We start from the raw sequence: 14,229 nt of genomic DNA on the forward strand, positions 1-14,229 counted from the left end.
GAGAACGGAGTCGCCGGGTGACCAGTACGAACGTGACGAAAGAAGCAGAGGACCAGGGACCCGGCGGCTATGCGGCGGCCCGGCTGCGCCTCCTCACCGAGGGGGCGCGGTCCGGGCCGCCGCGCCGTACCGCCCTGGCGGACCTCACCGACCGCTGGCTCGGCGGACTGTTCGCCGCCGGTGCCGAGGGGGCGCGCGGAGTGTCCCTGATCGCCGTGGGCGGCTACGGGCGCGCGGAACTCTCCCCGCGCAGCGATCTCGACCTGCTCCTGCTGCACGACGGCTCCGACCCCGGCGCGGTCGCCGCCCTCGCCGACCGCCTCTGGTACCCCGTCTGGGACCTGGGCCTCGCCCTCGACCACTCCGTCCGCACCCCCGCCGAAGCCCGGAAGACGGCAGCCGAGGATCTCAGGGCCCAGCTCGGACTGCTGGACGCCCGGCACATCGCCGGCGACCTCGGCCTCACCACCGCCCTGCGCACCACGGTGCTCGCCGACTGGCGCAACCAGGCACCCAAACGCCTTCCCGCCCTGCGGGAACTCTGCGAGGAACGCGCCGAACGCCACGGCGAACTGCAGTACCTCCTCGAACCCGACCTCAAGGAGGCCCGCGGCGGACTGCGCGACGCCACCGCCCTGCGCGCGGTCGCCGCATCCTGGCTCGCCGACGCCCCGCGCGAGGGCCTCGCCGACGCCCGCCGCCGCCTCCTCGACGTACGGGACGCCCTCCACCTCACCACAGGGCGCGTCACCGACCGGCTCGCCCTCCAGGAACAGGACCAGGTCGCGGCCGAACTCGGCCTGCTCGACGCGGACGCGCTGCTGCGGCAGGTCTACGAGGCCGCGCGCGTCATCGCCTACGCCGGTGACGTCACCTGGCGCGAAGTGGGGCGCGTCCTGCGCTCCCGCGCGGTACGGCCCCGGCTGCGCGCCATTCTCGGCGGCGGAAAACCGGCGGCCGAGCGGTCCCCGCTCGCCGAAGGCGTCGTGGAGCAGGACGGCGAAGCGGTGCTCGCCCGCACCGCCCGCCCCGAACGCGACCCCGTGCTCCCGCTGCGCGCCGCGGCCGCCGCCGCCCAGGCCGGGCTCCCGCTCTCCCTGCACGCCGTACGGCGCATGGCGGCCGCCGCACGCCCCCTGCCCGCGCCCTGGCCCGCCGAGGCGCGCGAACAGCTCGTCACCCTGCTGGGATCCGGCCGCCCCACCGTCGACGTCTGGGAGGCGCTGGAGGCGGAAGGCCTGGTCAGCCTGCTGCTGCCGGACTGGGACCGGGTCCGCTGCCGTCCGCAGCGCAACGCCGTGCACCTGTGGACCGTCGACCGGCACCTCATCGAGACCGCCGTCCGCGCCTCCGCCTTCACCCGCCGCGTCAGCCGCCCCGACCTGCTGCTGGTCGCCGCACTGCTGCACGACATCGGCAAGGGCTGGCCCGGCGACCACTCGGTGGCCGGCGAGACCATCGCCCGCGACGTGGCCGCCCGCATCGGCTTCGACCAGCACGACGTCACCGTGATCGCCACTGTCGTACGCCATCATCTGCTGCTCGTCGACACCGCCACCCGGCGCGACCTGGACGACCCGGCGACCGTCCGCGCGGTCGCCGACGCCGTCGGCGCCCAGGGCACTCTCGAACTGCTGCACGCCCTCACCGAGGCGGACGCCCTCGCCACCGGACCGGCGGCCTGGTCGACCTGGCGGGCCTCACTCGTCGCGGACCTCGTCACCCGGGTCTCCGGCGTACTCTCCGGCGACGCCCCGGACGCTCCCGAGGAGGCCGCGCCCACCGCCGAACAGGAACGCCTCGCGATCGAGGCCGTCGCCACCGGCGCGCCGGTGCTGTCCCTGCGGGCCCGGCCCGAACCGTCCACCGAAGCCTCCGGCGACCCCGAGCCGCTGGGCGTGGAACTGCGCATCGCCGTACCCGACCAGGAGGGCGTGCTGCCCGCCGTGGCCGGGGTGCTCGCCATGCACCGGCTGACCGTACGCACCGCGGAACTGCGGGCCCTGGACCTCCCGGACGGCGTGGACGGCTCCGTGCTGCTCCTCGACTGGCGGGTCGCCGCCGAGTACGGCTCCCTGCCCCAGGCCACCCGGCTCCGCGCGGACCTCGTACGCGCCCTGGACGGCACCCTCGACATCGCCGCCCGCCTCACCGAACGCGACGCCGCGTATCCAAGGCGGCGCGGCGGCGTCGCGCCCCCGCCCCGCGTCACGGTCGCGCCGGCCGCCTCCCGGCACGCCACCGTGATGGAGGTCCGCGCACAGGACGCCCCGGGCCTGCTGTTCCGCATCGGACGCGCACTGGAGGACGCGGCGGTACGAGTCCGCAGCGCCCACGTCTCCACCCTCGGCGCGAACGCCGTGGACGCCTTCTACGTGGTCGGCCCCGACGGCACGCCCCTGCCCGACGAGGAGGCGGTGGCGGTGGCACGGAAGCTGGAGGAGACGCTGGGGGCGTGACCTCGTGGACTCTCGGGGCGTTGAACGGGTGTGCTCCCCGCCGAAGCGGGGGTGTTCCGATCGTGAACGACGAGCTCATCACGATCCTCGGTTGCTCCCCGCCGACGCGGGGGTCCGCCCCTGTCCACTCGCAGAAGTGGGCGGGGGCGATTTGCTTGCCGGGCCGGATACTCTGGAGGGCAGCCCAGATCCGCCCCCGACCTCGAGGACCGACGCCACCGTGTTCGATACCCTCTCCGACCGCCTCAGCGCGACTTTCAAAAACCTCCGCGGCAAAGGCAGGTTGTCCGAGGCGGACATCGACGCCACGGCGCGTGAAATCCGCATCGCTCTCCTCGAAGCCGACGTTGCCCTGCCTGTCGTCCGGACGTTTATCAAGAACGTCAAGGACAGGGCGTTGGGCGCCGAGGTTTCCAAGGCGCTGAATCCCGCCCAGCAGGTTCTCAAGATCGTCAATGACGAACTCGTTCACGTGCTCGGCGGCGAGACCCGCCGGCTGCGCTTCGCCAAGCAGCCGCCGACCGTGATCATGCTCGCAGGTCTGCAGGGTGCCGGTAAGACCACCCTCGCGGGCAAGCTCGGCCACTGGCTGAAGGAGCAGGGCCACTCGCCGGTGCTGGTCGCCGCCGACCTCCAGCGCCCCAACGCCGTCAACCAGCTGAGCGTCGTCGCCGAGCGCGCCGGTGTCGCCGTCTACGCGCCCGAGCCGGGCAACGGTGTGGGTGACCCGGTCAAGGTCGCCAAGGACTCCATCGAGTTCGCGAAGACCAAGGTCCACGACATCGTGATCGTGGACACCGCCGGCCGCCTGGGCATCGACCAGGAGATGATGCGGCAGGCTGCGGACATCCGCGACGCCGTCTCCCCGGACGAGATCCTTTTCGTCGTCGACGCGATGATCGGCCAGGACGCCGTCAACACCGCCGAGGCGTTCCGCGACGGCGTCGGCTTCGACGGCGTGGTGCTCTCCAAGCTCGACGGTGACGCGCGCGGTGGCGCCGCCCTGTCGATCCGGCAGATCACCGGCAAGCCGATCATGTTCGCGTCCAACGGTGAGAAGCTCGGCGACTTCGACGCCTTCCACCCGGACCGGATGGCCTCCCGCATCCTCGACATGGGTGACCTGCTCACCCTGATCGAGCAGGCGGAGAAGACGTTCAGTCAGGAAGAGGCCGAGAAAATGGCCTCCAAGCTGGCGTCGAAGAAGGGCCAGGACTTCACCCTGGACGACTTCCTGGCCCAGATGGAGCAGGTCAGGAAGATGGGCAGCATCTCGAAGCTGCTCGGCATGCTGCCCGGCATGGGTCAGATCAAGGACCAGATCAACAACCTGGACGAGCGGGACGTCGACCGCACCGCGGCGATCATCAAGTCGATGACCCCGGCCGAGCGCCAGGAGCCGACGATCATCAACGGCTCACGCCGTGCCCGTATCGCCAAGGGTTCCGGTGTCGAGGTCAGCGCGGTGAAGGGCCTGGTCGAGCGGTTCTTCGAGGCCCGGAAGATGATGTCCCGCATGGCTCAGGGCGGCGGCATGCCGGGGATGCCCGGGATGCCGGGCATGGGCGGCGGTCCGGGCCGGACGAAGAAGAAGCAGAAGCAGGCCAAGGGCAAGCAGCGCTCCGGCAACCCGATGAAGCGCAAGCAGCAGGAGCAGGAGGAGGCCGCGCGCCGCGCCGCCGCCGCGGAGGGCGGGAACGCCTTCGGGCTGCCGCAGCAGGGCGGCCAGGACTTCGAACTGCCCGACGAGTTCAAGAAGTTCATGGGCTGACGCCCACACCGGTACGTCTTCGGGGCGCCCCTCGTGCGAGGGGCGCCCCGGTTCCGTTCTCAGGGGGTGCGTGCGACGAGGTAGCGGAACACGTTCGGCATCCACACGGTCCCGTCCGGCCGCTGGTACGGATGCAGGGCCTCCGCCAGTTCCTTGTCGACCTGCGCCTGGTCCGTGGCGGTGACCGCCGGGTCGAACAGCCCCGTCGACTTGAGGCCCCGTACCGCGCTGTCCACGTCCGCGTAGCCGAACGGGCAGGCCACCCGCCCGGAGCCGTCCGGCCGCAGTCCCGCGCGCGCGGCGACCCGCTCCAGGTCGTCGCGGTCCGTGGGGCGCCAGGTGCCGGTGCCGCGCAGCGGCTCCGCCAGCTTGGCGGCCACCCGCAGCACGGACGTCGTGGCGCACCGCTCGGGCGGCCCCCAGCCGGACAGCACCACGGCCGCTCCGCGCCCGGCCAGCGGGACCGCCTCGGCGAGGAGATCGCCGAGCCCCTCCGCGTCGCCGAAGAGGCAGCCGATCGGCTCGAAGGCCGTCACCACGGTGTAGGCGTCCGCGCGCGCGGCCTGTGCGGGCGTGCCGTGCACGATGCGCGCGGCGTCACGCGTGTGCGCGTCCCGGTCCTCGGGCAGCAGGCGCTCGCGTGCGAGGTCCAGCCGGTCGGCACAGGTGTCGACACCGGTGACCTTCGCACCGCGCGAGGCCGCCATCAGCAGGGCCAGTCCGGAGCCGCAGCCGAGGCCGAGCACGCGTGTCGCGGGTCCCACGTCGAGTCGCTCGTAGACGGCCTCGTAGAGCGGTACGAGCATCCGCTCCTGGATCTCGGACCAGTCACGCGCGCGTGCGCGCGGGTCCACGCGGGGGGCGGCCCCCGTGCGAGGCGGGTGCTGCCGCACGAGCGTAGGTGTCATAGGTAAGCGCCCCAATCAGCCGAGAAGTTGCCGCGGTGTCCGATTCCCTGGCCCCCGTGCAGTGCGCCCGCACACCCCCCGTATGCCAGGAAACTCCGCACTCGACGTGTCGTCCAGTGGAAAGCGGCGGCTGCTTGGTAGTTGGTTGTGCCAGTGGCAAGAATTCACATTCCGGTAATCCCGGGCCGTCCGCTCCGCCATGCCGGAGGCACTCGTACGCCGGTTCCGGCCACGGCCGAGGACCCCGCGCGCGGGCGGCGCCGGGGCGGTGAGCGGTGCCGGGGGCGGACCCGGTAACGTCGCGCCCGTGGCGTCGCCGCCGGCCGCGTGCCAGGTGTCCGCGAGAGCGGCCGAAACGTCCCTTGCGCATCCGCGGATCCCACGCGCACCGGCGCGCGGAGACCGCTTACACGTGGGGGCGTACGTCAGCCTACGCACCACCTTGAGGTGAGCTGCGAGGCTTCTCCGCAGATCAGCGCACCCGTACTCGTCAGGACGCATCAGTGACAACTGACGGGTACGTGCAAATTATTTGGGATGCCCCGGAATCGGAACACAGAGGCACCCCGGCTCGTTGTCATTACGTGAGCACGACACAGACACCACCTGTTCTCGCCGCAGAACTGGCGCAGGCGTGGGCCGACATTCAGCGGTACCACCCCGAGCTGCCCGATCTTGCCGCGCCCGAGTCACTGATCGGGGAGTCGTCGTCCGCGTGCGGTCACGAACTCTCCTTCGAGCGACTGCTGCACGAGGCAGTCCATGGCGTCGCCGCCGCGCGCGGCGTACGCGACACATCCCGAGCCGGCCGCTACCACAACCGCAGGTTCCTCGCGATCGCCGAGGAACTGGGGCTGGACCACCCCGAGGAGCCGCATCCGAGCAGCGGTTTCTCGCTGGTGACGCTCACGCCCGAGGCGAAGCGCCGCTACCGTCCGACGACGGAACGCCTGCAGCGTGCCCTGAAGGCCCACACCGCGGCGACCGCGGGGGACACCGCCCGCAGCTTCCGCGGCCCGGCCGCACGGCACGGCTCCTCCGGGGGCGGCGTCCGCGTCAAGGCCGTCTGCGACTGCGGCCGCAACGTCCGCGTGGTCCCGTCGGTCCTCGCCCAGGCCCCCATCGTCTGCGGCGGCTGCGGAAAGCCCTTCCAGATCCCGGAGGTAGTAGCCACCGCAAGCTGACCCCCGGCATCTCGTGGATGCCGGGTCCACCGAGCCCCACCCAGCCGCGTCACTGCGGGCAGCCGTGCCTCCCCCAGGGCCCGAAAGGGCCTGGGAGGTACCCCCCGGGCGGCACGGGTGGGGGCGGCGGTACCTCGCAGGCGCCGAGCGGCGCGAACCACGCCCGGCCCGCACCGCCGCCGGGTCACTCTCGGGCGCGCCCCGCGTGCCACACCCCGCGGTCCGCCGCCCCGCAGGGTGTGGCACAATGGCTAGCTGTACTCGACAGTCGCACAGGACCCCTCTCTCCTCCGGCTGACGCGTCCGTCGGGCACTCGGGTACCGCAACCCCACGCGGCAACTCTGGCCGTGCCCAACCACGTCAAATCCAGGAGAACCCACTCCCGTGGCAGTCAAGATCAAGCTGAAGCGTCTGGGCAAGATCCGTTCGCCTCACTACCGCATCGTCGTCGCCGACTCCCGTACCCGCCGTGACGGCCGGGCCATCGAGGAGATCGGCAAGTACCACCCGACGTACAACCCGTCGGTCATCGAGGTCGACGGCGACCGCGTGGCGTACTGGCTCGGCGTCGGCGCCCAGCCGACCGAGCCCGTGCTCGCCATCCTGAAGAAGACCGGCGACTGGCAGAAGTTCAAGGGCGAGCCCGCCCCGGCCCCGCTGCTGCAGGCGGCCGAGAAGCCGGCCCGTCCCTCCTTCGAGGCGCTCGGCGGCGACGACGAGGGCAAGGGTGAGGCCATCACCCAGAAGAAGAAGGCCGAGAAGAAGGACGAGGCTGCCGCTGAGTCCGCGTCGACCGAGGCCTGAGCATGCTCGAGGAGGCTCTCGAGCACCTCGTGAAGGGCATCGTCGACAACCCTGACGATGTGCAGGTCGCCTCGCGCGACCTGCGTCGCGGGCGGGTGCTCGAGGTCCGGGTCCACCCGGACGACCTCGGCAAGGTGATCGGCCGCAACGGCCGCACCGCACGCGCTCTGCGTACCGTTGTGGGCGCCATCGGCGGCCGCGGTGTCCGCGTCGACCTCGTCGACGTGGACCACGTCCGCTGACGCCAAACGCAGCACCGGCTCGGGCCGGGGAGGGCCACTGGGCCGTCCCCGGCCCGCAGTCGTCTGAGCCGTGACCGGCTCGTCGCAGTCCGACAGGAGATCAAGCACAGTGCAGCTGGTAGTCGCTCGCATCGGCCGCGCCCATGGCATCAAGGGCGAGGTCACCGTGGAGGTCCGCACCGACGAACCGGAGCTCAGGCTCGGGCCCGGTGCCGTACTGACCACCGACCCCGCCTCCGCCGGGCCGCTCACCATCGAGACCGGCCGCGTCCACAGCGGCCGCCTGCTGCTGCGCTTCGAGGGCGTCCGTGACCGCAACGGCGCCGAGGCCCTGCGCAACACCCTCCTCATCGCCGACGTCGACCCGGACGAGCGGCCCGAGGACGAGGACGAGTACTACGACCATCAGCTGATCGACCTCGACGTGGTGACCGCCGACGGCACCGAGGTCGGCCGGGTCACCGAGATCTCCCACCTGCCCAGCCAGGACCTCTTCGTGGTCGAGCGCCCCGACGGCACCGAGGTGTACGTGCCGTTCGTCGAGGAGATCGTCACCGGGATCGACCTGGAGGAGCAGCGCGTGGTCATCGACCCGCCGCCCGGACTCATCGACGACCGCGCGGAGGTCGCTTCGTCCCGGGACTCCGGGGACGAGGCGTAATGCGGCTCGACGTCGTCACGATCTTCCCCGAGTATCTCGAACCGCTGAACGTCTCCCTCGTCGGCAAGGCACGCGCGCGGGGACAGCTGAACGTACACGTGCACGATCTGCGCGACTGGACCTACGACCGGCACAACACCGTCGACGACACCCCGTACGGCGGCGGCCCCGGCATGGTGATGAAGACCGAGCCGTGGGGGGACGCGCTCGACTCGGTCCTGGCGGACGGCTACGAGACCGGTTCCCGCGAGCCCGCCCTGATCGTTCCCACCCCCAGCGGCCGTCCCTTCACCCAGGAACTCGCCGTCGAGCTCTCCGAGCGCCCCTGGCTGGTCTTCACCCCGGCCCGCTACGAGGGCATCGACCGCCGGGTCGTCGACGAGTACGCCTCCCGGATGCCCGTGTACGAGGTGTCCATCGGCGACTACGTCCTGGCCGGCGGCGAGGCGGCCGTCCTCGTCGTCACCGAGGCGGTGGCCCGGCTGCTGCCCGGCGTCCTCGGCAACGCCGAGTCCCACCGCGACGACTCCTTCGCACCGGGGGCCATGGCGAGCCTCCTGGAAGGACCCGTCCACACCAAGCCGCCGCAGTGGCGCGGGCGCGGCATCCCCGACGTGCTGCTCAGCGGCCACCACGGGAGGATCGCCCGCTGGCGGCGCGACGAGGCGCTGCGCCGTACCACCGCCAACCGGCCCGATCTGATCGAGCGCTGCGACCCGGAGGCCTTCGACAAGAAGGACCGCGAGATGCTGTCCATCCTGGGCTGGGAGCCGGATCCCGCCGGTCGGGCGTACGGCCGATTTTGGCGCAGGACCGACGGCATGGAAGAATAGGCCGCTGCTGTGCGTCGTCCGGCGTGCGCCCCTGCCGCAGGGGGACACGACGCCCGCCCCGAACCGCACAGCTCACATCCCCAGCCTCTAGTGCCGTTGATGACCTGCGGCATCAGCGAAGAAAGCAGACGAAATGTCTCACCTGCTCGACACCGTCGACTCCGCGTCGCTGCGCAGCGACGTCCCCGCCTTCCGTCCCGGTGACACCGTGAACGTCCACGTGCGCGTCATCGAGGGCAACCGCTCCCGTGTGCAGCAGTTCAAGGGCGTGGTCATCCGCCGCCAGGGCGCCGGCGTGCGCGAGACCTTCACGGTCCGCAAGGTCTCCTTCTCCGTCGGCGTCGAGCGCACCTTCCCGGTGCACACCCCGATCGTGGAGAAGATCGAGCTCGTCACCAAGGGTGACGTCCGCCGCGCCAAGCTGTACTACCTGCGCGAGCTGCGCGGCAAGGCGGCGAAGATCAAGGAGAAGCGCGAGAACTGAGCGCTTTACCGGCGTCATATCGCGGCCGGATAGCATCTGGCCCCGATGGACACCGAAGCACAGCCGACGGAGCGCGACCGCTCCCTCCCCCCGGCCGGACCCGAGCACACCTCGGGGACGTCGGGGCCGGAGGGGCGGTCGCGTTCCGCGTTGCTGTCGCACCTCACGGCAGGGCTGCCCGGCGGGCGGATTACCCTGACCCTGCTGCTCTGCCTGCTGTTCGTGCTGGCGTTGAACACGTTCGTGGCGCGGCCGTTCCAGATCCCCAGCGGATCGATGGAACACGGATTGAGGGTCGGGGACCGCGTGCTCGTAAATAAGTTGGCATACCGCTTCGGTGCCGAGCCGCAGCGTGGTGACGTGATTGTGTTCGACGGCACCGGGTATTTCGGTGAGGCCGATTACATCAAACGGGTCATCGGGGTGGGCGGGGACCATGTGGTCTGCTGCGACAGGGACGGGAGGATCCGGGTGAACGGCCGGTCGGTCGACGAGTCGGGCTTCCTGTTCCCCGGAGACAGCCCCTCCACGGTGCCCTTCGACGTCCGGGTGCCCGACGGGCGTCTCTTCGTCCTCGGGGACCACCGCAGCCGCTCCAGCGACTCCCGCGACCACCTCGGCTCACCCGGCGGGGGCATGGTCCCGGCCGACGACGTGATCGGCCGCGCCGACGGGATCGTATGGCCCCTCGGCCACGCCACCCGGCTGCACCGGCCCGACGCCTACGCGCGCGTGCCCGCGACGGAGACGAACGCGACGGAGACGAACGCGTCGGAGGGCGGCCATGGGTAACCGCGGCAGGCCCCGTGGCGTCCCGGAGAGCGCGGCGGAGAACCTGCTTCCCACCGGATCCCGCCGGGCGACCGGGCCGGGTCCCGGACGCAGCCGGGTCGACCGGCGCAAGCTGCAGCGCAAGGTCAAGCGGCGCCGCCGGCGCGGCGCGGTCAAGGAGATCCCCCTCCTGGTGGGCGTCGCCGTCGTCATCGCACTGGTGCTGAAGACGTTCCTCGTCCAGGCCTTCGTCATCCCGTCCGGATCCATGGAGCAGACGATCCGGATCGGCGACCGGGTGCTGGTCGACAAGCTCACGCCCTGGTTCGGCTCCAGGCCGCAGCGCGGGGACGTCGTCGTGTTCAAGGACCCCGGCGGCTGGCTGCAGGACGAGCAGACGACGCCGAAGAAGGACGACCCCGTCGGGATCAAGCAGATCAAGGAGGGCCTGACCTTCATCGGACTGCTGCCGTCCGAGAACGAGAAGGACCTGATCAAGCGGGTCGTCGGCGTGGGCGGCGACCGTGTCCAGTGCTGTGACAAACAGGGCCGGGTCACCGTCAACGGCGTCCCCCTGAACGAGGACTACCTGTATCCGGGCAACGTCCCGTCCCTCACGCCGTTCGACATCACCGTGCCCGAGGGGCGGCTGTGGGTGATGGGCGATCACCGGTCGAACTCCGCCGACTCCCGCTACCACCAGGACACCGACTACGGCGGCACGGTCTCGGAGGACGAGGTGGTGGGCCGGGCCATGGTCATCGCCTGGCCGTTCGGTCACTGGAGCACGCTGGAGGAGCCGACGACCTACGCGTCCGTGTCGGACTCGGCGTCCGGGTCGACCGCCGCGGCCCCGCCGTCGCATAGGGTTGCCCCGGACGGTCCCAATGGAATGGTCCAACTCCCGAGCCCTGCGGAACTCCCGCTCGTTATGGGAGTGGTGGGCCTGCGCCGGGCATGGCGCGGGCGGCGGCAGAGAGTGAGGAGTCGGCGTGGGGGATGTGGCGGTTGGCGCACGGTCCGGTCAGGGCGGCGAGGAGCACCGCGGACGCCCCGCGGAGTCGGCCGACCAGGCCGCGGACGGCGCCGTACCCTCGGGGAGTGAGGATCAGGCGGGCGAGGACGGCAGGGTGAGCGAGGACCGTACGGCACCCGACGGCCAGGGCGACGAGCCCAAGGCGCAGCCGAAGCCGCCCCGCTCCTTCTGGAAGGAGCTGCCGATCCTGATCGGTATCGCGCTGGTCCTCGCGCTGCTGATCAAGACGTTCCTGGTGCAGGCGTTCTCCATCCCCTCCGACTCGATGCAGAACACTCTCCAGCAGGGTGACCGGGTCCTGGTCGACAAGCTCACCCCCTGGTTCGGTTCCGAGCCCGAGCGCGGTGAGGTCGTCGTCTTCCACGACCCCGACAACTGGCTGGCGGGCGAGCCGACGCCCAACCCGAACCCCCTGCAGAAGGTGCTCAGCTGGATCGGTCTGATGCCGTCCGCCGAGGAGAAGGACCTGATCAAGCGGGTCGTCGGGGTCGGCGGTGACACGATCGAGTGCAAGGGCACCGGCCCGCTGACGGTCAACGGCATGGCGCTGAACGAGCCGTATGTGTACCCCGGCAACACCCCGTGCAGCCAGGACGACCAGGGCGGCCAGTTCAAGGTCAAGGTTCCCGACGGGTTCATCTGGGTGATGGGCGACCACCGGCAGAACTCCCGGGACTCGCGCTACAACCAGGCCGACAAGAACGACGGTTTCGTCCCGGTGGACAAGGTCGTCGGCCGTGCCGTCGTCATCGCCTGGCCGATCAACCGCTGGAACAACCTGCCCGTCCCGGACACCTTCGACCAGCCCGGCCTGGCCACCGGGTCGCCGGCCGCCGCCGTGCTGACGGCGGCGCCCCAGGGTGTCGCGCTCGTCGGCGCGGTGCCGCTGGTGCTCTGGCGGCGCCGGCGGTACGGCGCCGGTGAGGGCCGCGGGCAGGGCTGACCCGGTCCGGTACCGCCGGGTAGGGTGCCGCCCATGAGTGGTCAGAGCACGACGCGTACGGTCCCCGGCGGCACCGCCCGGGAGGGTGGCGGGCGGACCGGGCAGCGGCTGTCCGGGCTGGCCGTGGCACTCGGACTGGTGCTGTTCCTCGGCGGGTTCGCCTGGGGCGCGGTGCTCTACCGGCCGTACACCGTGCCCACTCCGTCCATGGCGCCGACGATCGGCGCCGGTGACCGGGTGCTGGCCCAGCGAGTCGACGGCGGTGACGTCCATCGCGGTGACGTGGTCGTCTTCACCGACACGGCCTGGTCGGACCTTCCCCTGGTGAAGCGGGTGGTCGCCGTCGGCGGCGACACCGTCTCCTGCTGCCAGGACGGAAAGCTGAAGGTCAACGGCGAGGAGATCGACGAGCCCTATCTCGCCGACGGCAAGGCGGCCGAGTTCGGCAGCATCCCCGAGGTGACCGTGCCGAAGGGGCGACTGTTCCTGCTCGGTGACGAGCGCTCCGGGTCGCTGGACTCCACGGCCCATCTGACGGACGCGGCGAGCGGCACCGTGGCCCGCGGTTCGGTCCAGGCGAGGGTCGAGGCCGTGGTCTGGCCGATGAACGGCATGCTGAAGGCGCCCACCGGATTCGAGGAGGTCGGCGCGCTCTCCTCACCGGGCCCGCTGCGGACCGTGGTCGCGCTGGTGATCGGCGGTGTCGTGCTCATCCTCGGCGGGGCCGCCTACGGTCCCCTCGCCAAGCGGGCGGCGGCGTCCCGGGCCCGGACGGACGCGGGGACCGCCGGTGCCCGCTGAGCCGGCCGGGGACGCCCTCCCGGGCGGACTGCGCAGGGTCGCCCGCGTCGTCCTGCTCGACCCGCGGGACCGCGTCCTGCTGCTGCACGGCCATGAACCGGACGACCCCGCCGACGACTGGTGGTTCACACCCGGGGGTGGCCTGGAGGGCGACGAGACCCGTGAACAGGCCGCCCTGCGGGAACTCGCCGAGGAGACCGGCATCACCGAGGTCGACCTCGGACCCGTGCTGTGGCGGCGGCGGTGCTCCTTCCCGTTCGCCGGGCGCCGCTGGGACCAGGACGAGTGGTACTACCTCGCCCGCACCACCCGGACGGCGACCGCGCCCACGGCGCTGACCGAACTGGAGCGGCGCAGTGTCGACGGAGCACGCTGGTGGACGTGGACGGAACTCGCCCGGGCACATGAGACGGTGTATCCGACCAGACTTGCCGGGCTGCTGCGCACACTGCTCGACGAAGGTCCCCCGGCCCGACCCGTGACCCTGGACACCGAAATCGTCCGGTGACTCCCGGGACTGGCGCACAATGGTGGGATCGCACGGGTGAAGGGGAACATGCCATGAGCGCCGAGGACCTCGAGAAGTACGAGACCGAGATGGAGCTCAAGCTCTACCGGGAGTACCGCGATGTCGTCGGTCTGTTCAAATACGTGATCGAGACCGAGCGCCGCTTCTATCTGACCAACGACTACGAGATGCAGGTGCACTCGGTCCAGGGTGAGGTGTTCTTCGAGGTCACGATGGCGGACGCCTGGGTGTGGGACATGTACCGGCCGGCCCGGTTCGTGAAGCAGGTACGGGTACTGACGTTCAAGGACGTGAATATCGAGGAGCTCAACAAGAGCGACCTCGAACTCCCCGGCGGGTGACCGGTTTATCCACAGTCGCCGGGTTCTGCACCAAGATCCACTTCATGGTGCGGGATGCGTGACGGTTGGCGCCGGAGGTGGTGCCGACATGAACGCACATCGCGCACACAGCGCACTCGGCAAGTACGGCGAGAGCCTGGCCGCACGGCGGCTGGCCCAGGCCGGGATGACGGTCCTGGAGCGCAACTGGCGCTGTGGCAGGACCGGTGAGATCGACATCGTGGCCCGGGACGGGGACGCGCTGGTCGTCTGCGAGGTGAAGACCCGCAGGGCAGGGCCCTTCCAGCACCCCATGGAGGCCGTCACCGCGGCCAAGGCCGACCGTCTGCGGGGCCTCGCCGAACGATGGCTCCAGGAACACGGGGGAGCGCCGCCCGGCGGCGTCCGCATCGACCTGGTCGGCGTGCTGCTTCCGGCCCGCGGGGCGCCCGTCGTCGAGCATGTCCGGGGGGTGGCCTGAC

At 71.3% G+C, this 14,229-nt stretch carries 16 protein-coding genes; 15 read left to right on the top strand and 1 reads right to left on the bottom strand.

Going from position 1 to position 14,229, the window contains the following annotated elements:
- Positions 1-17 precede the first annotated feature (17 nt).
- Positions 18-2,459, top strand: coding sequence for a [protein-PII] uridylyltransferase (locus IF28_RS0110075; RefSeq protein ID WP_030216603.1), 2,442 nt, complete (start codon positions 18-20; stop codon positions 2,457-2,459).
- Between the two features lie 220 nt (positions 2,460-2,679).
- Positions 2,680-4,230, top strand: coding sequence for a signal recognition particle protein (gene ffh, locus IF28_RS0110080; protein ID WP_030216604.1), 1,551 nt, complete (start codon positions 2,680-2,682; stop codon positions 4,228-4,230).
- 59 nt (positions 4,231-4,289) lie between these two features.
- Here the strand turns inward: ffh and IF28_RS0110085 are convergent, their stop codons facing one another.
- Entirely contained in the window at positions 4,290-5,138 is an 849-nt protein-coding gene (locus IF28_RS0110085) for a class I SAM-dependent methyltransferase (RefSeq protein WP_078621018.1), read from the bottom strand.
- Between the two features lie 584 nt (positions 5,139-5,722).
- Between IF28_RS0110085 and IF28_RS0110090 the strand changes: the two genes are divergently transcribed.
- The 13 genes from IF28_RS0110090 to IF28_RS0110150 all read left to right on the top strand — a co-directional run bounded on the left by IF28_RS0110090 (position 5,723) and on the right by IF28_RS0110150 (position 14,228).
- Positions 5,723-6,322, top strand: coding sequence for a hypothetical protein (locus tag IF28_RS0110090; RefSeq protein ID WP_004924857.1), 600 nt, complete (start codon positions 5,723-5,725; stop codon positions 6,320-6,322).
- A gap of 385 nt (positions 6,323-6,707) precedes the next feature.
- Positions 6,708-7,127 (top strand): 30S ribosomal protein S16, encoded by a 420-nt coding sequence (gene rpsP, locus IF28_RS0110095; RefSeq protein WP_030216606.1) that lies wholly within the window; start codon positions 6,708-6,710, stop codon positions 7,125-7,127.
- Between the two features lie 2 nt (positions 7,128-7,129).
- The gene (locus IF28_RS0110100; protein WP_005479813.1) at positions 7,130-7,369 is read left to right on the top strand and encodes an RNA-binding protein; all 240 of its coding nucleotides are present in this window, start codon (positions 7,130-7,132) and stop codon (positions 7,367-7,369) included.
- Positions 7,370-7,478: 109 nt separating this feature from the next.
- Positions 7,479-8,030 carry a ribosome maturation factor RimM gene (gene rimM, locus IF28_RS0110105; RefSeq protein ID WP_030216607.1) on the top strand — a complete coding sequence of 184 codons (552 nt, stop codon included), beginning with the start codon at positions 7,479-7,481 and terminating at the stop codon, positions 8,028-8,030.
- Positions 8,030-8,863: a tRNA (guanosine(37)-N1)-methyltransferase TrmD gene (trmD, locus tag IF28_RS0110110; protein ID WP_030216608.1), complete on the top strand. Its 834-nt coding sequence runs from the start codon at positions 8,030-8,032 to the stop codon at positions 8,861-8,863. The genes rimM and trmD overlap by 1 nt, the downstream gene beginning before the upstream one ends.
- Before the next feature lie 133 nt (positions 8,864-8,996).
- Positions 8,997-9,347, top strand: coding sequence for a 50S ribosomal protein L19 (gene rplS, locus IF28_RS0110115; RefSeq protein ID WP_010044485.1), 351 nt, complete (start codon positions 8,997-8,999; stop codon positions 9,345-9,347).
- A gap of 45 nt (positions 9,348-9,392) precedes the next feature.
- Complete coding sequence (lepB, locus tag IF28_RS0110120) at positions 9,393-10,139, top strand: signal peptidase I (RefSeq protein WP_030216609.1); 747 nt, start codon at positions 9,393-9,395, stop codon at positions 10,137-10,139.
- Positions 10,132-11,223, top strand: a complete 1,092-nt coding sequence (gene lepB / locus IF28_RS0110125; protein ID WP_030216610.1) for a signal peptidase I — start codon at positions 10,132-10,134, stop codon at positions 11,221-11,223. Before lepB (IF28_RS0110120) ends, lepB (IF28_RS0110125) begins: the two co-directional genes overlap by 8 nt.
- Entirely contained in the window at positions 11,111-12,097 is a 987-nt protein-coding gene (gene lepB, locus IF28_RS0110130; protein WP_037892936.1) for a signal peptidase I, read from the top strand. The genes lepB (IF28_RS0110125) and lepB (IF28_RS0110130) overlap by 113 nt, the downstream gene beginning before the upstream one ends.
- A 33-nt stretch (positions 12,098-12,130) precedes the next feature.
- A complete protein-coding gene (lepB, locus tag IF28_RS0110135; RefSeq protein ID WP_030216612.1) occupies positions 12,131-12,898 on the top strand; it encodes a signal peptidase I in 768 nt (255 codons plus the stop codon).
- Positions 12,888-13,406: an NUDIX hydrolase gene (locus tag IF28_RS0110140; RefSeq protein WP_030216613.1), complete on the top strand. Its 519-nt coding sequence runs from the start codon at positions 12,888-12,890 to the stop codon at positions 13,404-13,406. Before lepB (IF28_RS0110135) ends, IF28_RS0110140 begins: the two co-directional genes overlap by 11 nt.
- Positions 13,407-13,459: 53 nt before the next feature.
- Positions 13,460-13,768 carry a DUF2469 domain-containing protein gene (locus tag IF28_RS0110145; protein WP_014675276.1) on the top strand — a complete coding sequence of 103 codons (309 nt, stop codon included), beginning with the start codon at positions 13,460-13,462 and terminating at the stop codon, positions 13,766-13,768.
- Between the two features lie 58 nt (positions 13,769-13,826).
- Entirely contained in the window at positions 13,827-14,228 is a 402-nt protein-coding gene (locus IF28_RS0110150; RefSeq protein WP_078621020.1) for a YraN family protein, read from the top strand.
- Position 14,229: the final 1 nt, after the last annotated feature.

This window comes from Streptomyces sp. NRRL WC-3626, from assembly GCF_000718785.1.
Taxonomy (GTDB): domain Bacteria; phylum Actinomycetota; class Actinomycetes; order Streptomycetales; family Streptomycetaceae; genus Streptomyces; species Streptomyces edwardsiae.

Excerpts from the sequence above, each read along its gene's own strand:
- IF28_RS0110085 (WP_078621018.1), bottom strand. The coding sequence starts at position 5,138 with ATGACACCTACGCTCGTGCGGCAGCACCCGCCTCGCACGGGGGCCGCC.
- IF28_RS0110100 (WP_005479813.1), top strand. The coding sequence starts at position 7,130 with ATGCTCGAGGAGGCTCTCGAGCACCTCGTGAAGGGCATCGTCGACAAC.
- trmD (WP_030216608.1), top strand. The coding sequence starts at position 8,030 with ATGCGGCTCGACGTCGTCACGATCTTCCCCGAGTATCTCGAACCGCTG.
- rplS (WP_010044485.1), top strand. The coding sequence starts at position 8,997 with ATGTCTCACCTGCTCGACACCGTCGACTCCGCGTCGCTGCGCAGCGAC.
- lepB (WP_030216609.1), top strand. The coding sequence starts at position 9,393 with ATGGACACCGAAGCACAGCCGACGGAGCGCGACCGCTCCCTCCCCCCG.
- lepB (WP_030216610.1), top strand. The coding sequence starts at position 10,132 with ATGGGTAACCGCGGCAGGCCCCGTGGCGTCCCGGAGAGCGCGGCGGAG.
- lepB (WP_030216612.1), top strand. The coding sequence starts at position 12,131 with ATGAGTGGTCAGAGCACGACGCGTACGGTCCCCGGCGGCACCGCCCGG.
- IF28_RS0110145 (WP_014675276.1), top strand. The coding sequence starts at position 13,460 with ATGAGCGCCGAGGACCTCGAGAAGTACGAGACCGAGATGGAGCTCAAG.